The following is an 18,178-nucleotide window of genomic DNA, read 5'->3' on the forward strand; positions in this document are numbered from 1 at the left end:
AGGCTCCTTTGGGCAATCTTGTCGCTACATTGAGGAATGTAGGCATCATGTCCAGCAGTTGCGACCTGCTACTGGACGAATGCGCCGGAATCGGCTTCACTCTGGTTCAAAGTATCACCTTGCCCTGACGACAGGACCAAAATGCCACCAATACTCGAAGTAGATGCGCTTACGATCGGCTTCGGAAACGCAGAACCTGTCGTGCGCGATGTCAGCTTTTCCGTCAATGCCGGAGAAACGCTCGCGCTGGTCGGGGAAAGCGGGTCCGGCAAAACGCTGACCTGTCGCAGCGTGCTCAAGATCCTGCCCGAAGCCGCGCAGATGCGCAGCGGGCGGATCAGTTTTGCCGGAAGCGGCGGTGCAGTGAACCTGCTGGATGCCACGGAACGACAGTTGCGCCGGGTTCGGGGCAACCAGATCTCGATGATTTTTCAAGAACCGATGCGGTCGCTTTCGCCTTTGCACCGGCTCGGCAATCAGGTGGCCGAGGTGTTGCACATCCATCGCGGGCTGAGCCTTAGCGCGGCCAAGTGTGAGGTTCTGGAACAGTTTGAGAAGGTCGGCTTTGTTGATCCCGAACGCGCTTGGCGCAGCTATCCCTTTGAAATGTCGGGCGGGATGCGCCAACGAGCGATGATCGCGATGGCCATGGTGGCCAAGCCTGAAGTGTTGATCGCGGACGAGCCAACGACAGCGTTGGATGTCACCACGCAGGCGCAGGTGCTGGGCCTGATCCGGAAGTTGCAGCAAGACACCGGCATGGCGGTGATCCTTGTCACTCATGATCTGGGCGTTGTGGCCAACATGGCGCAGCAGGTTGTCGTGATGAACAAGGGCCGCGTCATGGAAGCGGGCCGCGCCGCCGATGTGCTGGGCGCACCTGCACATAAATACACGGCCAAACTATTTGCCGCCGCGCCGATGATCCCCGAAGTTGCCAAACCGGCACGGGCCATGGTGCGCGATGACGTGATCCTTGATCTGCGCAACGTCACCAAGACGTTCACCTTGCGGGCGGGCGGATGGCGCAAACCGGTGCAGGTGACGGCCTGCCGCGATGTGAACCTACAGGTGGAGCGCGGCAAAACCCTTGCCGTGGTGGGCGAAAGTGGCTCTGGCAAGACGACATGTGCACGGGTCGCCTTGGGTTCAGAGCGCCCCGATGCGGGCGGCGAGGTGCTGTTCCATCCGGGCGGCGGACAAGAGCCCCTGCCTGTTCATGACATGACCACGACACAGCGCACTTCGTTCCAGCGCGAGGCGCAGATGGTGTTCCAAGACCCCTATTCATCGCTCAGCCCGCGAATGCGGGTGCAGGATGCATTGACCGAGCCGATGGACATTCACAAGATCGGCACCCGTGCCGACCGCCGTGACAAGGCGGCAGAGATGCTGCGGCTGGTGGGGCTCAACCCCGATATGCTGGGCCGCTATCCGCATGCGTTTTCGGGTGGCCAACGCCAAAGGCTTTCGATCGCGCGGGCGCTGACCCTGGACCCCAAGTTGCTAATCTGTGATGAGCCGACCTCGGCACTTGATGTCTCGGTGCAGGAACAAATTCTGAGTTTGCTGGAGGACATCCGTGATCATGCCCATCTGAGCTATCTGTTCATCAGTCATGATCTGGCCGTTGTGGCGCGGATCGCGGATGAGGTGGCGGTGATGCGGGCCGGTGTCATTGTCGAACAAGCCCCGCCCGACACACTGTTCTACAATCCCCAACACCCCTACACCAAGGCGTTGATCGCCGCGCAGCCAGAGCCGGACATGTCCCGCCCCATTGACCTTGATCTGGTGGCCAAGGGCGCGGGTGCGCCGACATCCTGGCCGGATATGTTCCGTTTTGACGGGCCGGATGCGCCCGCGCTGCGTGAACTGGAACCCGGACATATGGTGCGTTGTCATGCGTAAACTGCTTTGCCTTTTGCTTTGTCTCGCCGCGCCGGCCTGGGCGCAGGACAGCACGCAGGAAACCTCCTTCTGGGCGATGGAAGTGCAAAACGGCGACCTGCCGCCAATTGCAGAGCGTTTGCCCGAGGTGCCCCTGGTTGTCGATCTGGAGGCGAAGGGGCGCACCTATGGCACCCAAGGCGGCACATTGCGCACCTTGGTTTCGCGCACCAAGGATGTGCGGCAGATGGTGGTCTATGGCTATGCCCGTCTGGTGGGCTATGCACCGGATTATTCGCTTTATCCCGATATCCTGCGCGATTTCGAAGTGTTCGAGGATCGCCGCTATACCTTGCATCTGCGGCCCGGCCACAAATGGTCGGACGGTGCGCCGTTTACCTCGGAAGATTTCCGTTACTGGTGGGAAAACGTTGTCAACAATGACGAGATTACGCCAACCGGCCCGCCGGATTTCATGGTCGTCGATGGCAATCTGGGCAGCGTCACGTTCCCCGATGCCCATACGGTTGTCTTTGAATGGCCAACGCCCAATTCCAATTTCCTGCCGCTATTGGCGCAGGCCAGCCCACCATTCCTTTACCGGCCCGCCCATTACCTGCGCCAGTTCCACGTTGATTTCGCCGAAACCGAAAGCCTTGCCGAAGAGGTCCGCCGCGCCCGTGTTAAAAGCTGGGCCGCGCTGCACAACAAGCGCGACAACATGTACAAGTTCGACAATCCTGCCTTGCCGACCTTGCAGCCTTGGATCAATGCAAGCGGACGCGGATCGCGCAAGCTATTTGTGCGCAACCCCTATTACCACCGGATCGACAAACGCGGGGTACAGTTGCCCTACATCGATGTGGTCGAGATGACGATTGTCAGCGCCGGTTTGATCGCCGCCAAAGCGAACGCCAGCGAAGTAGATCTACAGGCCCGTGGACTTGATTTTCCGGATATTTCGATCCTCAAGAAAGGCGAGAGCGACGGCGGGAACTATCGCACCTTGCTGTGGGCCAACGGCGCGGCCAGCCAGATCGCGATCTATCCCAATCTGAACTTTCGCGATCCGGTCTGGCGCGAGGTGATGCGCGACGTGAGGTTCCGCCGGGCGCTCAGCCTGGGCATCGACCGTCGGATGATCAACCGCGCACTTTATTTCGGATTGGCGCATGAGGGCGGCATGACTGCGCTCTCGTCCTCCCCCCTGCACGACCCCGAGGATCTGACTTCTTGGGCAACGCTGGACGTGGCCCGTGCCAATGCCCTGCTTGACGAAATGGGGCTGACTGATCGCACACCTGCGGGCATTCGCAAACTGCCCGATGGCCGCCCGATGGAATTTGTGATCGAAACCGCCGGTGAGCGCCAAGAGGTAGAGAACGCACTCGCCATTGTCACGGACACCTGGCGCGAGTTGGGCATCAAGCTGATCATGCGCCCGCTGGACCGCGATATCCTGCGCAACCGGGTCTATGCCGGTGTCAGCATGGCGGCGATCTGGTTTGGCTGGGACAACGGCTTGCCAACGCCCGCCACCTCGCCCAAATACCTCGCCCCGACCAATCAGGAATTCTTTTCCTGGCCTAAATGGGGACAGTACTACCAGACTTCCGGCAGCGCTGGCGAAGCGCCCGATATGAAAGACCCAAAGCGGCTGATGCAATTGGCCGATGATTGGAGCCACACCTTTGATCCCGCCCAGCGCCGCGCGATCTGGCGCGAGATGCTGGATATCCATGCCGATCAGCAATACGCCATCGGCATCCTGTCCGAAGCGCCGCAACCGGTTGTGGTTTCCAAACAAATGCGTAACGTTCCCGAGACGGGGATCTGGGCTTTTGAACCCGGCGCCCACTTCGGCATTCACCGGATCGACGAATTTTACTACGAGAACCCGCTACAGCAGGTGACCCAATGATGTTTCTCCGCTATGCGGTCTACCGGTTTTTCACAATGCTGCTCACCCTCTGGGTCGTGTCGATTCTTGTCTTTGCCATCATCAACCTGCCACCCGGTGACTACCTGTCAAACCAGATCGCCGAACTGCGGGCCACGGGGCAGGCAGAGGGGGTCGCCAAGGCCGAATTCCTGCGCACCGAATATGCGCTCGACCGGCCTTTGTGGGAACAATACCTGATCTGGGTCGGCTTCTCGCCGGGTCCAAACGGGTTTTCCGGATTGATCCAAGGGGATTTCGGCTGGTCCTTCGAATTTGACCGCCCCGTTGGCGAGATTGTCGGTGATGCGCTGTGGCTGACGGTTCTGGTCAATCTGGCGGCAGTCCTTTTTGTCTACCTGATTGCCTTGCCGCTGGGGGTGCTGGCGGCAGCGAAATCGGAAACCTGGGTGGATTACACCGCCGGGTTTGTGGGCTATCTGGGCCTCGCGACCCCCAACTTCCTGCTGGCGCTGATCCTGTTTTACTATGGCCACAAGTATTTCAACCTGCCCATCGGCGGGCTTATGGATCCGGTCTATGAAGGCCAGCCAATGTCATGGCCCAAGGTCAAATCCATTCTGCTGCATATGATTGTGCCCACCTTTGTGATCGGCACCTCCGGCGCGGCCGCCATGATGCAACGGCTGCGCGCCAATATGCTGGACGAGCTGAGCAAACCTTACGTCGAGACCGCCAAGGCCAAGGGTCTGGCCCCAGCCAAATTGCTGGCGAAATACCCTCTGCGCATGGCGTTCAACCCCTTTGTCGCGGATATCGGAAACCTGCTGCCGGCGATGGTGTCGGGCTCTGTTCTGGTTTCCGTGGTACTGGGTCTGCAAACGATCGGACCTTACCTGCTGGCAGCGTTGAAATCGCAGGATCAGTTCCTCGCGGCCTTTGTCCTGATGTTTGTGGCACTCCTGACCCTGATCGGCACGATGATCTCAGACATGTTGCTGGTGCTGCTTGACCCCCGCATCCGGTACGGAGGGCGCGGCGCATGAGCATTCAACCGGACAACCGTTTTGTCGACACCGAACCATGGATCGACGACGCCGACATCAGCGCCCCGGAACGGGCGGAAATGGATGCGCCGGGTTGGCTGCTGACCTGGCGCAAGTTCCGGCGGCACAAGCTGGCGTTGGTGTCCGGTGTGTTCTTGTTGCTGTGTTACCTGATGCTGCCCGTCGCCGGCTTCATCGCGCCCTATACGCCCAACGAACGCAGCGCCGATTATCTCTATGCCCCACCGCAAAGCATCAACCTGTGGCACGAGGGATCTTTTGTCGGGCCATACGTCTATCCGGTGACAGCCAAGGCCGATCTGGTCAATTTTCGCTGGACCTACACCACGGATGAAACCCGCCCCATGCCGCTGGAATTTTTCTGCGAAGGGGATGACTACAACCTCTTTGGCGTGATCCCGTCAGATACCCATCTGGTCTGCGCCCCCGAAGGCGCAACGCTGTTCCTCTGGGGGTCCGACAGATTGGGCCGCGATGTGTTCAGCCGCATCCTCTACGGGGCACAGCTGTCCCTGACCGTCGGGATCATCGGCATCACCGTGTCTTTCCTGCTGGGCATCACCTTTGGTGCGATGGCAGGCTATTTTGGCGGCAAGACCGACTGGATCATCAACCGCGCGATCGAGATTTTGCGCTCCCTGCCGGAACTGCCCTTGTGGCTCGCCCTTTCGGCTGCGGTGCCCTCAAACTGGGGGCCGGTGGCGGTCTTCTTTATCATATCAATCATCCTGGGCATCCTTGACTGGCCCGGCCTTGCCCGTGCGGTGCGCTCAAAATTCCTGTCTTTGCGCGAAGAAGAATACGTCAAGGCCGCCGAAATGATGGGCGCGCGGCCCGCCCGTGTGATCCGCAGACACCTGCTGCCCAACTTCATGTCCCACCTGATCGCCAGCGCCACACTGTCGATCCCGGCGATGATCCTTGGCGAAACCGCGCTCAGCTTCCTCGGCCTCGGCCTGCGGGCGCCCGCGGTCAGCTGGGGGGTGATGCTCAACGATGCACAGAACCTTGCCAGCATTGAAATCTACTGGTGGACGGCGATTCCGATGTTGCCCATCGTCGTGGTGGTGCTGGCCTTCAACTTCCTCGGTGACGGGCTACGCGCCTCGCTCGATCCGTACAAAAGCTAGAATAGGCCCGATTGACCTGACCCTGCCTCCCCCTTTTTGGCTCTAAATACCTCCGGGGGGTGCGGGAGGCTGGCCCCCCGCATCGGTCGGGTGCCGCAAGGCACCCGAAACCAGGTCAGCCATACCAAGGCGCAAACCGAACCTCTGTATCGCCCCCCACCATCTTGGCGAAGGCTTCGGGATCTTGCGTGCCGCCATCGCGGCCACGGTAGTGATAGGGATAGACAAACCGCGGACCAAACTCCGACACCGCCGATGCCGCTGCATTTGCATCCATCGTGAACGGCAGGTTCATACAGACAAAGGCGAGGTCAATCTCTTTCAGCGCACGCATTTCCGGGATGTCTTCCGTATCGCCTGAAATATAGACGCGGAAGCCCTCGAAATTGAGCACATAGCCGTTGTCGCGGCCCTGCGGGTGAAAGTTCTTGCGCTCTTCGGTGATGTTGTAGGCCGGGATCGCTTCGATCTTGAGGCCTTGATAATCAGCCATCCCTCCATTGGCCACCTCGGAGGCCTGGGCCTTCATCTCTTCCGACAGCTTGCCAAACACAGCCGGATTGGTGATCAGCTTTGTGTTATCTTTCACCAAAGCCTTGAGCGTATCCGCATTGTAGTGATCGCCATGTTCATGGGTGATCAAAACCAGATCGGCCTCCGGGAACCCTTCGTATTGGGCAGGCTCGCCCACCGGATCGACATAGATCGTGCCCTTGGGGGTTTCCATCACGATGGATGCATGGGCCACGGGGTGCACTTTGATCATGCCGCCGGGGGTGTCGAAACTGTCGCTGGCATGGGCTGCGGCCCGCGCGGCGAACGGCAGCAATGTGATCGTGCCAACGCCGGCTGCGGCGCCGGCAATAAAACGTCTACGGCTTGGGTGGGTCATCTCGCTCTCCTGGGTTGCTGCTTGGTGATCTAGAAGGAGGGCGGACCTTTTCAACTTACCGGTCGTCACCGCCGCCGCCCTGCTCTTCTTCTTGTTCCTCATCGACATGGGCCTGCGCGGCCGCTGTCACTGCCCGCTTTTGTTCGTCGTTTAGTTCTTCCACCTTGCCATCAGCCAGCCGCACGGTGACTTCGCGGTGGGCAAATTTGACCCCTTCGCGTTCGAACAATTCGCGGATTTCCTCATAGACTTTCTTGCGCACCAGCCATTGATCACCGGGCTTGGTCATGAACTTGACCCGGATGATCATCGCGCTGTCCTGCATCTCAATCACGCCTTGGGATTTCAGCGGCTGGATGAAATTGTCACCAATCACCGGATCGTCGAGCAGTTCCTGACCCAGCTTCTTGATCAGTTTGCGCACCTTCTCCACATCCGTGTCATAGGTCACCCGCAGGGGCAGTTTCATGATCACCCAGTCGCGGGAATAGTTGGTCATCACCTGCAATTCGCCAAAGGGAATAGTGTGCAACGCACCAAGATGATGGCGCAGCTGAAACGACCGGACCGAGATTTTTTCGACCGTGCCCTTGACCCCGCCAACATCCAGATACTCCCCTTTGCGGAACGCGTCATCGAACAAAAAGAATGCCCCGGCAAAGACATCCCGCACCAGAGCCTGAGACCCAAAACCAATAGCAACCCCCACGATACCCGCACCGGCAAACAGCGGGCCCACGTTGATCCCGATCTCCATCAGCACGATCAGGACAATGGTGACGACAACCACGATCAACACGATATTGCGGAACAACGGCAACAGGGTCGCCAAACGGCTGGCGGAGGATCCGCCGCCCTCATCGCCCAATTCGCCCTCTTCCTGATCACCCGATTCTTCGGCGATCTTTGTGTCAATCCAGATGCGGAAGGCGTGGTAGACGATATAGCCGATAAAGATGATGACCATGATGTCCAGCAGCCTGTCGGCAAAGCTTTCGACCATTTCGGCGCTTTCGTTGTCCCAGATATAGAAGAACGCATAGGTGCCTGCGACAAAGGCAAGGATACCGGCAACACGCCGTGCCAGCGCTTCGAATGAGTTGAGGGAATGCCGTGTGGGCTGCGCCGCGCGGGCCGCTTCTTCGGCGGCGCGGGCTTCGGCCAGCTCCTGCTCCAGACGCGCGGCCTCGGCTTCGCTGTTTGGGGTTTCGCCCAACTGGGCATCCGCCAGTGCACGGGCCTTGGCTTCTTCCTCATCGCGGATGGCATTCAATTGCCGCATCGCGCGGGCGCGGGCAAAGCTGCGTTCGATCAGGTAGTTGATCACCCCGTAAACCACGATGATCGAGATCAAGATCCCATAAGCCCCCGCAATCAGGGGGAACCCGCGGGGGTTGGCCAGCACCAGATCAAAGGTCAGATTGAACCAGGCCAGCAACACATAGAGGATCACAGCCGGTGCCCAGACACGGGCAAGGGTGCGGATGATAAAACTGCTTTCGGACGGCGATCGACCATTGCGCATCGCGTTGGAGATGGCCCGTCGGTTGACCAGAACCAGCAGGATATTCAACAGCACGATAACTGCGGACATGACCGAGAACAGGAAGGCATAAACATCGTAATTCAGCCCCAGCTCGCCAATCCAGACACCGAACAGGATGCTGCAAATGTCCAGCGAAGCCAAAATCCAAAGCCAGCGATGCAAACGCTTTGCTTCGGCGTCAGTCAGAGCGGGTATGCGGTATTGCGACAGGAACGGCGACAGGATCATCCGCCACAGCCCGGCGACGAACCGGCATGTGAAATAGGCAATATTGATCAAGGCTGCCGTGAACTGCATCGCCGTGTCTGTGAGTTGGCCAAAGACGATAAAGCCCAGAATATAGGCCACCAGCATCGACACCAGGATCCCGCCCACCCCCATCAGGAACCGGAAAATCAGGAACGGCATTTTCTCGACATAGCCGACCGGGCTCTCCTGAATGCGGGCCACGACAAAACTGCGGGCGATCCGTTTGCCAAAGATTTGCGCCTCGACAAAGGCGCCTGCTGCGAACAGCAACAGGCTGTAAAGAACTGCTTTGCCAAAGGCGGTGATGGTTCCATCGGGGCTGGCCGCCCTGAGGATATATCCGACCTCGGCAAAGGCGTCTGGCAGATCCAGCAGGCGGTCTATCAAGGCAGAGCGGAACTTGACGATTTGATCCTGCGTTTCCATCAAAGCGGAGGATCCTGCCTCGCTATCAGGCGAAGAGGCTTCCGGGCGCGCAGTGTCCTGGCTCAGCAGATTGCCATCGCGGTCTATGACCACAACACCGACGCCGTTCTCGGCGGCCTTCTTCATGATTTCGTCGATATCGGGCGCGTCTTCTGTCTGGGATTTCGCGGGCATCAAGGATCCCAAGCCCTGCGCGGACGCCGGCAATGACAGCCCGCCCAAAAACAGGCCAAGAACCGTCAAAAGCAAAATCGCAAACCGCATAAATCCCCCACTGGCCATCTGGCCTTACCTCACGCTAAGTCAGCCACCAGCCCATTGCAATTAAAGGGTGATCGCCCCAAGTCACGATTATGCGTTTGGCCCGTGCACCGTTTTGCATGACGGATGAAACTATGCCATAGCAATGGCATGCCTTTGGGCCCCGAAACGACGACAGAACCAAGGAACGGCCCATGGCAAACTCCTCCACAACCGAACGTATTGCTGTGCTGGGCCTTGGCTATGTGGGTTTGCCTCTGACGGTGGCACTGGCACGGGAGGGGTTTGATGTTGTTGGCCTTGATACCCATGCACCTGCGGTTGCGGCGTTGCGCGCTGGGCGCGATCCCAATGGGGAGGTCTCGGATGCCTCTGTTTCGGGGTCATCGGCGCTGTTTACCCATGATGCTGCTGATCTTGCGGGGTGCACGGCATTCATCATCGCCGTTCCAACCCCGATTACGGACGCCAAGACGCCTGACCTTGGCCCGGTGCTTGGGGCCTGCGCCACCATCGCGCCGCATCTGACCGACGGTGCCGTGGTGATCTTGGAAAGCACGGTCTACCCCGGCGTCACAGAAGAGGTCTGCGGACCAGCCTTGACCGCTGGCAGCGGGCTTGAGGCCGGGCGTCAGATCAAGCTGGCCTATAGCCCAGAACGAGTGAACCCCGGCGATGCCGAACATTCCATGGAAAACGTGGTCAAAATCATCGCCGCGCAGGATGAAGAGACCCTGACCCGCGTCGAGGCGATTTATGCCCCCGTGGTCAAGGCGGGCCTGCACCGCGCCTCCTCCATCATGACCGCAGAAGCGGCCAAAGTGATCGAGAACACCCAGCGCGATCTGAACATTGCATTGGTCAATGAATTTGCCCTGATCTTTGCCCGGCTTGGCCTTGATACGCTTGAGGTCTTGGAGGCCGCAGGCACCAAATGGAATTTCCTGCCGTTCCGCCCCGGCCTCGTGGGCGGGCATTGTATCGGGGTTGATCCCTATTACCTGACTTACCGGGCCGAACAGCTTGGCTATCATCCACAGGTGATCCTCGCCGGGAGGCGCATCAATGATCATATGGGCGCCCATGTGGCCCAAACCCTGATCAAGGCGATGCTGGCCCGCGATATTGGTGTGCGCGGGGCAAGGGTGCTGATCCTTGGCTATACCTTCAAGGAAAACTGCGCAGACACGCGCAACACGCGGGTTGCGGATATTGTCGGCGAACTGGCGTCTTATTCCGTGCAGGCCGATGTGCATGACCCATGGGTCGGCGTGGACAGGTTGCAAGGCGAACACGCGGTCAGCGGCATTGCAGAGCCGCAGCAAGGCACCTATGACGCTATCATTGTAGCGGTCGGACACCGTGAATTTGTCACAATGGGCGCTGAGGCAATCCGCGCCTTGGGCAAACCGGGGGCCGTGCTCTATGACATCAAGGGAATTTTTGGTAAATCAGGCAGTGATCTGAGGCTCTGAACGGATATCGGCAGGTGAATTTTATGGCGCAAACCGAAGACGGGCCGATCAACGGCAGCGCGGCCTCTCGCCGGGTGATGTTCTACAGCCACGACACATTTGGCCTTGGACATCTGCGCCGGTCGCGGGCGCTGGCCTCTGCGCTGACCGAAGGGGATGACAACGCCTCGGCGATCATTCTGACCGGATCACCCGTTGCGGGGCGATTTACTTTTCCTGAACGTGTTGACCATATCCGCCTGCCCGGCGTGACCAAGCTGCCCGATGGCAGTTACATCAGCCAGACCCTTGGTCTTGATATTGACCGCACCACGGCCCTGCGCGCCGGTTTGATCCAAAGTGCGGTGGAGCAATACCAGCCCGATTTGCTGATCGTGGACAAAGAACCCACCGGCTTTCGCGGGGAGCTTTTGACCACTTTGGAATGGCTGCGCAAAGAGGGGCGAACGCGGGTTGTTCTGGGCTTGCGTGACGTGCTGGACCAGCCCGACGTTTTGGCCGCCGAGTGGGACCGCAAAGGCGCCGTTGAGGCGACCGAACGCTATTACGATGAAATCTGGGTCTATGGCGTGCGCGATGTCTATGACCCTACTGAAGGCTTGCCCCTGTCAGAAGCCGCCCGTGCCCGCATGCATTGGACAGGCTACCTGCGCCGTGAAGTGACCGATGCCACGGAAACGCCCAATCACCCCTATGTGCTGATCACGCCCGGCGGCGGCGGGGACGGAGCGGCGATGGTGTCGCTGGTGCTTTCGGCCTATGAACAGGATCCTGACCTATCACCCAAGGCGGTTCTGATCTACGGGCCGTTCCTGTCTGGCGAGGTCCGTGATGCCTTTGACGCGCGTGTTGCCAAGCTGGATGGCCGGGTGGCCGCCATGGGTTTTGACAGCCGGATCGAAGCTTTGTTTGCCGGGGCTGAGGGCGTGATTTGCATGGGCGGGTATAACACATTTTGTGAGGTTCTGTCCTTTGACCGGCCCGCGGTGATTGTGCCGCGCACCAAGCCGCGGCTCGAGCAATGGATCAGAGCCAGCCGCGCCGAGCAACTGGGTCTGGTGCGGATGCTGGACGAAACCCGCGATGGCATGACCACAGACGCAATGATCCGCGCCATTCGCAACCTGCCTCAGCAGGGCAAACCATCGGATGCCGGCGCCGACGGGCTGCTGGACGGCCTGGACGTGGTGGTGGAACGCGCCCGCGCGCTGATGCAGAAAGACAAAGACACATGAGCCATCCCAAACTTGCTGTTGTGGTCAAAGGCTGGCCACGGCTGTCCGAAACCTTCATCGCCCAGGAACTTGTCGCGCTGGAAGAGGCCGGACTGAAGTTTGACATCTGGTCGCTGCGTCATCCGACCGACAAGAAGACCCATCCTCTGCATGATCGGTTGCAGGCCAAGATCCGGTATCTGCCGGAATACCTGCGTAATGAACCGCGCCGCGTAGCCATCGCCATGGGGGCTGCCGCTGAAATGCCCGGTTTTGATGCCGCAGCTGCGGCCTTTGCCGCAGATGTAGAGCGCGACGACACCGCAAACCGCCGCCGCCGTTGGGGGCAGGCTTGCGTGATGGCTGCGGAAATGCCCGGCGATGTGGCGGGCATCTATGCGCATTTTCTGCATACGCCGTCTTCTGTTGCCCGCTATGCCGCGATCTTGCGTGGCATGCCGTGGTCATTTTCGGCCCATGCCAAGGACATCTGGACGTCGCCAGAGTGGGAGCTGCGCGAGAAATTGTCGGCGGCTACTCATGGTGCGGCTTTCGGGGCGACATGCACCGGTTTTGGCGCAGAGCATTTGCAAGGTTTGGCCGATACGCCCAGTCGGGTTGATCTGGTGTATCACGGGTTGGATCTGGCGCGGTTTCCTGCTCCGCCCGACCGGATGATGCGCGGAACCGATGCGCCGTTTCACATGATGTCCGTCGGGCGTCTGGTGGAGAAGAAGGGCTTTGACAATCTCATAGATGCGCTGGCGCTGCTGCCTGCATCGCTCAATTGGCACTGGACCCATATTGGCGGCGGTGCCCTGGATGCAGTGATGCAGGACCGTGCGGCGGCGCATGGAATTGCAGACCGGATCACATGGCGCGGTGCCTGCGATCAGCCTGAAGTGATCGCGGCAATGCGTGCGGCTGATCTTTTTGTCCTGCCCTCGCGGATTGCGGCAGATGGCGACCGCGACGGTCTGCCAAATGTCCTGATGGAAGCGGCCAGCCAGAAGCTGCCAATCCTCAGCACACCGGTGTCTGCCATCCCCGAATTTATCGATAGCGGCACCCATGGTGTTCTCAGCGATGATGCGCCCGCCGCATTGGCCGATTCGATGGTCGACTTTGCCTCAGATCCCTCACAAGGGGCCGCGATGGCCGAGGCCGCTTATGGGCGGCTCACGCAGGATTTCCTCATGCACCCGGGGATTGAGCATCTCAAAAAGCGGCTGCTGGCGATGCTGGCGCAGGCGGGCTGATGCGTCTTGCCTTCTATGCGCCAATGAAGCCGCCGGATGATCCGGTGCCATCAGGAGATCGCAGCATCGCACGCGGGCTGGTCGCGGCCCTGGCGCAAAGGGGGACAGAAGTCTCCTTGGCCAGCCGATTTCGCAGCCGGGACGGTATGGGCAACGAAGAAGTGCAGGCCGATCTTATCGCGCAGGCCGCAAAGGAAATTTCCCGTGTTTCAGAGGCAGGGAAACGCGCGGGCTGGCAGGCTTGGCTGACCTATCACAACTACTACAAAGCGCCGGATCTCATTGGCCCGCAGGTGGCGGCGGCGCTGGATATCCCATATTTGCAAATTGAATCCACCCGCGCCCGCAAACGCCTTGAGGGGCCATGGGCGGCATTTGCAAAAGCCGCCGAAGCCGCCTCTGACGCGGCTCAGGTGATTTTCTATTTTACTCAACATGACGCCGAAACCCTGCTCCGCGATGCTCCGCGATCGCAGGTCTTGATCCATCTGCCGCCGTTCTTGAACCGTGACACCTTGCCTGTGTCCTCAGGTTTGTCCGGTCCGATGCTGTCCGTTGGGATGATGCGCAGCGCGGCCAAGTTGCCGTCTTATCAGATCATCGCCCAGACTTTGGCACTGTTGCCGGATACAGATTGGTGCTTGCAGATCGCCGGTGATGGTCCCGCCCGCGCCGAAGTTGAAGCCTTGATGGCTCCATTCCGGGGCAATGTCCGCTTCCTTGGCGCACTGGACACATCCGCGCTTCAGGAGATTTATCGCCAGTCCAGCCTGCTGTTCTGGCCCGGTGTCGACGAGGCTTTTGGCATGGTCTATCTAGAGGCGCAGGCCGCTGGCTTGCCCGTTGTTGCGCAAGATCGTCCCGGAGTGCGCGAGGTTCTGGCAGGAGCGCCCCAGCCGGCGGTGCAAGACGGACCTGCCGAATTGGCGGCGCGGATCACGGATATGATGAACAAACCGGCCCAACGCCACAAAGCCGCATTGGAGGCACGCAGCATGATCGCAAAACGTCACCTGTTGCCCGCTGCCGCAGATGTATTGCGCGTCGGATTGGCCAAGGTGGGTGTGCGATGAACGCCCGCCTTGCCCTTTTGCGTCACGGCCATACACCATGGAACCGCGCGGGCCGCATTCAGGGGCGCACGGACATCGCCCTCGACCCCGAGGCAGTTGCGCAACTGTCCCGGCTGCGGTTGCCACCGCCATGGGATGCAGCGCATCTGTGGTCCAGCCCGTTGTCGCGGGCCGCAGACACCGCAAAGCTGGTGGCGGGCCGTGCCGCGCAAACGGACGCGGCGCTGCTTGAAATGAACTGGGGCGATTGGGAAGGCCTGAAGGGCGCGGAGCTTAAGGCCGATCCCGATGTCTCCTACCTGGATATTGAGGATTGGGGTTGGGGTTACACCCCGCCAAACGGGGAAAGCCCCGCTACCCTTCGGGATCGCTTGGTGCCATGGGCAGAGACCCTGCACGGGGATCACGTCGCGGTCTGCCATATCGGCGTGATGCGGGTGCTCTTGGCCCATGCAACGGGATGGAATTTTGATGGACCGGCCCCCTTTGCGGTGAAACGGAACCGGCTTTTCGTGATTGAGATTGACGATGGCACATGGTCTGTTCCGGGCGATCCGGTTCGTTTGATTGAAGCTGCGCCATGAAGGTCATGATCGTTGTGACCCATCTGCTTGGCACCGGGCATCTGTCGCGGGCGTTGACGCTGGCAAAGGCATTCATGCAGGCAGGTCATGAGGCAGTGGTTGTCTCGGGCGGAGTGCCGGCGCCGCAGCTGGATCCGGGTGATGCGGCGCTGTTGCAACTGCCCGCGCTGCGCTCTGACGGAGTGAACTTTGCCCAATTGCTGACGGCGGCAGGCAACCCAGTAGATGACGCGATGCTGTACGGGCGGCTTGACGCGCTTTTGTCTTCGCTTGACGATCAAGCGCCGGATGTTCTGATCACAGAGCTGTTCCCCTTTGGTCGCCGCGTGCTGCGCGCAGAGTTTATCGCATTGTTGGAGGCGGCCAAGGCGCAGGACAAACCTCCGCTGATCCTGGCCTCGATTCGCGATATTCTGGCGCCGCCTTCCAAGCCCAAGAAGGCCGCATTTGCCGATGAGATGCTGGAACGCTTCTACGACGGTGTGCTGGTCCATGCCGACCCCCGGATCACCCCGCTGCATCTCAGCTGGCCGGTGACCGAGGCACTGGCATCGCGTTTGCACTACACCGGCTTTGTTGCGCCGCCGGTCTCAGACAGCCCAACCGACGCTGGCAAAAGCGAGGTGATCGTCAGCGCTGGCGGCGGCGATGTGGGCCGTGATGTGTTTGCCGCCGCGCTAGAGGCCGCAGCGGGCGATCCGGCGCGGCCCTGGCGGCTGTTGCTGGGTGGCGCGGATGCTGCCGAACGTTGCGCCGCCCTGGCGTCCCAAACGCCGGACAACGTGATCATCGAACCAGCCCGCCCCGATTTTCGCGCGATGCTGCACAATGCGGCAGCCTCCGTTTCCCTATGTGGCTACAACACCGCGCTGGATGTTCTTCAGGCTGGATGCCCGGCAGTGTTTGTGCCCTTTGACGCAGGCAATGAGGTTGAGCAGGGTATTCGCGCCCGCGCTTTGGCCCAGCAGGACGGCATCGCCACGATCAACAGCGCCGATCTGACGCCAGAGAGACTGCGGCAAGCCGTGCAAAAGGTTATAGATGCCCCTGACCGTTCGCCCATGACCACCGGTCTGGATGGCGCCGCAGAGACCGTGCGTATCACCGCGCTGCTGCTTGAGGCTCAAAGGTGAGCATTGATTGGTCCCCCTTGACCGCCGAGATGGCGATCTGGCAGCGCGAAGCACGGGTGCTGCCGATCTGGTGGCGCGATGACGACGCCATCAAAGACAGCCCGGCGCTGGCAAAACTCACCGGCTTGGCCGAAACGCTGGGCCTGCCGGTTCATCTGGCAGTGATCCCCAAGTTTGCGCATCCATCCCTTATTGGGGTGTGCAACGGTCCGTGGGCGGTGCCGATGGTCCATGGCTGGGCTCATGACAACCATGCGGCACAGGGTCAAAAGAAGGCGGAGTTCGGGCGGCCCAGAGCAGGTGCTTCAGATGAGATGGCACAAGGCCTTGGCACGTTGAAACAGATGTTTGCTGCAGATCTTTTGCCGCTGTTTGTGCCGCCGTGGAACCGCATTCATGCGGGTTACATCGCCGCCTTGCCTGATCTGGGATTCGCGGGGCTGTCCACCTTTACCCCCCGTGCCGCACGGCTTGCTGCGCCTGACCTCGTGCAAATCAATACCCATATCGACCCGATCTTTTGGAAGGGTGGCGGCGGATTGGCTCCGCCAGAGGCACAGATCGCCGCATTAGTGCAAAACCTGCAGGACCGCCGTTTCGGCCGCGCGGATGCAACCGAACCCCTTGGCCTGTTGACCCATCACCTCGTGCATGATCAAGAGATCTGGGCCTTTACCGAAGCCTGCCTTGGCACTTTGCTGGAGGCCGGCGCAAAGCCGTGCAATTTACATGATCTGAAAGGGAATCTGCCGTGAGCCGATTGGAATCCATGCGCCGCAGACTGGAGGCGCAGATTGATGGCCTGAACTGGGCGGCGCACACCATTTCCGATGTCGCGGGCGATGTTCTGGAGATGGGCCTGGGCAATGGCCGCACCTATGACCACCTGCGGCAAGAATTGCCCAATCGGCGCATTTGGGTGATCGACCGCGTGTTGCAGCCGCATCCGTCCTGCGTGCCGCCGCAAGAGAACTTCCTGCAAGGCGAGGCGGATGCCATGCTGGCCGGACTGGCACAGCGCGGGGTGCAAATGGCATTGGCGCATTATGACTTTGGCTTTGGGGTCAAGGAAAAGGATGTCGAGGAAGGCGCGCGGCTGTCGCCTCTGATCGCGCCTTTGATGGTGCCGAACGGCTTGATCGTCTCACAACAACCGCTGACCGGGTTCACCCAAGTCAGCGGACCTGACACGATCGACCCGGAACGCTATCTGTTTTATCGCAGTTAAGCCGGACGCAGGCCTAAGATCTGCCGAGCTTGCGCAGGGGTCGCCACGGGGCGCTCGTGCTTTTCGCAAATATCTGCGGCGCGTTGGACCAGCGCCGCATTGGATGGGGCAAGGGTCTCTTTGTCCCAGCGCACGTTGTCTTCGAGACCGGTGCGGGTGTGACCGCCTGCCGCGATGGACCATTCGTTTAGCACAACCTGATTTGGCCCGATCCCCGCCGCGCACCATTGTGCATCCGGGGCCAGCCGTTTGACCGTTTCGATATAAAAATCAAAGGTCGGGCGATCGACGGGCATGGCGTTTTTCACCCCCATCACGAACTGAATATAAAGCTGCCCCGGAATGCGCCCGTCGCGGTTCATCTCTGCGGCCTTGTGAATGTGGCTGAGGTCAAAGGCTTCGATCTCTGGTTTGATTTCATGGGTGCGCATCTCGCTCGCCAGCCAATCGACCAGATCCGGCGGGTTCTCATAAACGCGGGTGGGAAAATTATTGGACCCCACCGAGAGCGACGCCATATCGGGGCGCAGCGGCAGCATGCCGCCCCGCGCCTGCCCGGCACCGGAGCGCCCGCCTGTAGAGAACTGGATTATCATGCCGGGGCAATGTTTGATCACGCCCTCTTGCAATGCTGCGAATTTCTCGGGGTCCGAGGATGGCGTCTCGTCCGCATTGCGCACATGGGCGTGGCAAATACTGGCCCCTGCCTCAAAAGCGGCATGGGTGCTTTCGATCTGCTCCGATACGCTGATCGGGACGGCGGGATTGGCCGCTTTGGTCGGGACAGAGCCGGTGATGGCAACGCAGATGATGCAGGGATCAGACATGGGGTTTCCTCAGCTAAGGCACCG

The 18,178-nt window shown here is 60.2% G+C and carries 15 protein-coding genes; 12 read left to right on the forward strand and 3 right to left on the reverse strand.

Annotation, left to right across the window (positions count from 1 at the left end):
* Positions 1-141: 141 nt before the first annotated feature.
* From K3754_RS16435 to K3754_RS16450, 4 genes are read left to right on the forward strand one after another with little or no spacing between them, the layout of a single operon-like run.
* Positions 142-1,911, forward strand: a complete 1,770-nt coding sequence (locus K3754_RS16435) for an ABC transporter ATP-binding protein (protein ID WP_259938655.1) — start codon at positions 142-144, stop codon at positions 1,909-1,911.
* Positions 1,904-3,811: an ABC transporter substrate-binding protein gene (locus K3754_RS16440; RefSeq protein ID WP_259938656.1), complete on the forward strand. Its 1,908-nt coding sequence runs from the start codon at positions 1,904-1,906 to the stop codon at positions 3,809-3,811. The genes K3754_RS16435 and K3754_RS16440 overlap by 8 nt, the downstream gene beginning before the upstream one ends.
* A complete protein-coding gene (locus tag K3754_RS16445) occupies positions 3,808-4,836 on the forward strand; it encodes an ABC transporter permease (protein WP_259938658.1) in 1,029 nt (342 codons plus the stop codon). Before K3754_RS16440 ends, K3754_RS16445 begins: the two co-directional genes overlap by 4 nt.
* Entirely contained in the window at positions 4,833-5,987 is a 1,155-nt protein-coding gene (locus K3754_RS16450) for an ABC transporter permease (RefSeq protein WP_259938660.1), read from the forward strand. Before K3754_RS16445 ends, K3754_RS16450 begins: the two co-directional genes overlap by 4 nt.
* Positions 5,988-6,102: 115 nt before the next feature.
* On the opposite strand, the gene K3754_RS16455 is transcribed toward K3754_RS16450, so the two are convergent.
* Positions 6,103-6,879 (reverse strand): MBL fold metallo-hydrolase, encoded by a 777-nt coding sequence (locus K3754_RS16455; RefSeq protein WP_259938662.1) that lies wholly within the window; start codon positions 6,877-6,879, stop codon positions 6,103-6,105.
* A 55-nt stretch (positions 6,880-6,934) separates the two neighbouring features.
* On the reverse strand, positions 6,935-9,364 hold the full coding sequence (locus tag K3754_RS16460) for a mechanosensitive ion channel family protein (protein ID WP_259938664.1): 2,430 nt from the start codon (positions 9,362-9,364) through the stop codon (positions 6,935-6,937).
* 191 nt (positions 9,365-9,555) lie between these two features.
* Between K3754_RS16460 and K3754_RS16465 the strand changes: the two genes are divergently transcribed.
* The 8 genes from K3754_RS16465 to K3754_RS16500 are packed head-to-tail and all read left to right on the forward strand — an operon-like array spanning position 9,556 to position 17,327.
* Positions 9,556-10,836, forward strand: a complete 1,281-nt coding sequence (locus K3754_RS16465; protein WP_259938667.1) for a nucleotide sugar dehydrogenase — start codon at positions 9,556-9,558, stop codon at positions 10,834-10,836.
* A gap of 23 nt (positions 10,837-10,859) precedes the next feature.
* Entirely contained in the window at positions 10,860-12,071 is a 1,212-nt protein-coding gene (locus K3754_RS16470; RefSeq protein WP_203210062.1) for a glycosyltransferase family protein, read from the forward strand.
* Complete coding sequence (locus K3754_RS16475; protein WP_259938669.1) at positions 12,068-13,309, forward strand: glycosyltransferase family 4 protein; 1,242 nt, start codon at positions 12,068-12,070, stop codon at positions 13,307-13,309. Before K3754_RS16470 ends, K3754_RS16475 begins: the two co-directional genes overlap by 4 nt.
* On the forward strand, positions 13,309-14,382 hold the full coding sequence (locus K3754_RS16480; RefSeq protein WP_259938671.1) for a glycosyltransferase family 4 protein: 1,074 nt from the start codon (positions 13,309-13,311) through the stop codon (positions 14,380-14,382). The genes K3754_RS16475 and K3754_RS16480 overlap by 1 nt, the downstream gene beginning before the upstream one ends.
* The gene (locus tag K3754_RS16485) at positions 14,379-14,966 is read left to right on the forward strand and encodes a histidine phosphatase family protein (RefSeq protein WP_259938673.1); all 588 of its coding nucleotides are present in this window, start codon (positions 14,379-14,381) and stop codon (positions 14,964-14,966) included. The genes K3754_RS16480 and K3754_RS16485 overlap by 4 nt, the downstream gene beginning before the upstream one ends.
* The gene (locus K3754_RS16490; protein WP_259938675.1) at positions 14,963-16,099 is read left to right on the forward strand and encodes a glycosyltransferase family protein; all 1,137 of its coding nucleotides are present in this window, start codon (positions 14,963-14,965) and stop codon (positions 16,097-16,099) included. Before K3754_RS16485 ends, K3754_RS16490 begins: the two co-directional genes overlap by 4 nt.
* A complete protein-coding gene (locus K3754_RS16495; protein ID WP_259938678.1) occupies positions 16,096-16,854 on the forward strand; it encodes a polysaccharide deacetylase family protein in 759 nt (252 codons plus the stop codon). Before K3754_RS16490 ends, K3754_RS16495 begins: the two co-directional genes overlap by 4 nt.
* A complete protein-coding gene (locus tag K3754_RS16500) occupies positions 16,851-17,327 on the forward strand; it encodes a class I SAM-dependent methyltransferase (RefSeq protein WP_203210056.1) in 477 nt (158 codons plus the stop codon). The genes K3754_RS16495 and K3754_RS16500 overlap by 4 nt, the downstream gene beginning before the upstream one ends.
* On the opposite strand, the gene K3754_RS16505 is transcribed toward K3754_RS16500, so the two are convergent.
* Entirely contained in the window at positions 17,324-18,154 is an 831-nt protein-coding gene (locus tag K3754_RS16505) for a 3-keto-5-aminohexanoate cleavage protein (protein WP_259938680.1), read from the reverse strand. The genes K3754_RS16500 and K3754_RS16505 overlap by 4 nt on opposite strands.
* Positions 18,155-18,178: the final 24 nt, after the last annotated feature.

Origin of the sequence: Sulfitobacter sp. M368, from assembly GCF_025141875.1 — a bacterium.
Classification (GTDB): domain Bacteria; phylum Pseudomonadota; class Alphaproteobacteria; order Rhodobacterales; family Rhodobacteraceae; genus Sulfitobacter; species Sulfitobacter mediterraneus_A.

What these genes read in the sequence shown, in the direction of transcription:
- K3754_RS16450 (WP_259938660.1), top strand. Translation starts at nt 4,833, where the DNA reads ATGAGCATTCAACCGGACAACCGTTTTGTCGACACCGAACCATGGATC.
- K3754_RS16460 (WP_259938664.1), bottom strand. Translation starts at nt 9,364, where the DNA reads ATGCGGTTTGCGATTTTGCTTTTGACGGTTCTTGGCCTGTTTTTGGGC.
- K3754_RS16480 (WP_259938671.1), top strand. Translation starts at nt 13,309, where the DNA reads ATGCGTCTTGCCTTCTATGCGCCAATGAAGCCGCCGGATGATCCGGTG.
- K3754_RS16470 (WP_203210062.1), top strand. Translation starts at nt 10,860, where the DNA reads ATGGCGCAAACCGAAGACGGGCCGATCAACGGCAGCGCGGCCTCTCGC.
- K3754_RS16435 (WP_259938655.1), top strand. Translation starts at nt 142, where the DNA reads ATGCCACCAATACTCGAAGTAGATGCGCTTACGATCGGCTTCGGAAAC.
- K3754_RS16465 (WP_259938667.1), top strand. Translation starts at nt 9,556, where the DNA reads ATGGCAAACTCCTCCACAACCGAACGTATTGCTGTGCTGGGCCTTGGC.
- K3754_RS16445 (WP_259938658.1), top strand. Translation starts at nt 3,808, where the DNA reads ATGATGTTTCTCCGCTATGCGGTCTACCGGTTTTTCACAATGCTGCTC.
- K3754_RS16490 (WP_259938675.1), top strand. Translation starts at nt 14,963, where the DNA reads ATGAAGGTCATGATCGTTGTGACCCATCTGCTTGGCACCGGGCATCTG.
- K3754_RS16455 (WP_259938662.1), bottom strand. Translation starts at nt 6,879, where the DNA reads ATGACCCACCCAAGCCGTAGACGTTTTATTGCCGGCGCCGCAGCCGGC.
- K3754_RS16475 (WP_259938669.1), top strand. Translation starts at nt 12,068, where the DNA reads ATGAGCCATCCCAAACTTGCTGTTGTGGTCAAAGGCTGGCCACGGCTG.
- K3754_RS16485 (WP_259938673.1), top strand. Translation starts at nt 14,379, where the DNA reads ATGAACGCCCGCCTTGCCCTTTTGCGTCACGGCCATACACCATGGAAC.
- K3754_RS16440 (WP_259938656.1), top strand. Translation starts at nt 1,904, where the DNA reads ATGCGTAAACTGCTTTGCCTTTTGCTTTGTCTCGCCGCGCCGGCCTGG.
- K3754_RS16505 (WP_259938680.1), bottom strand. Translation starts at nt 18,154, where the DNA reads ATGTCTGATCCCTGCATCATCTGCGTTGCCATCACCGGCTCTGTCCCG.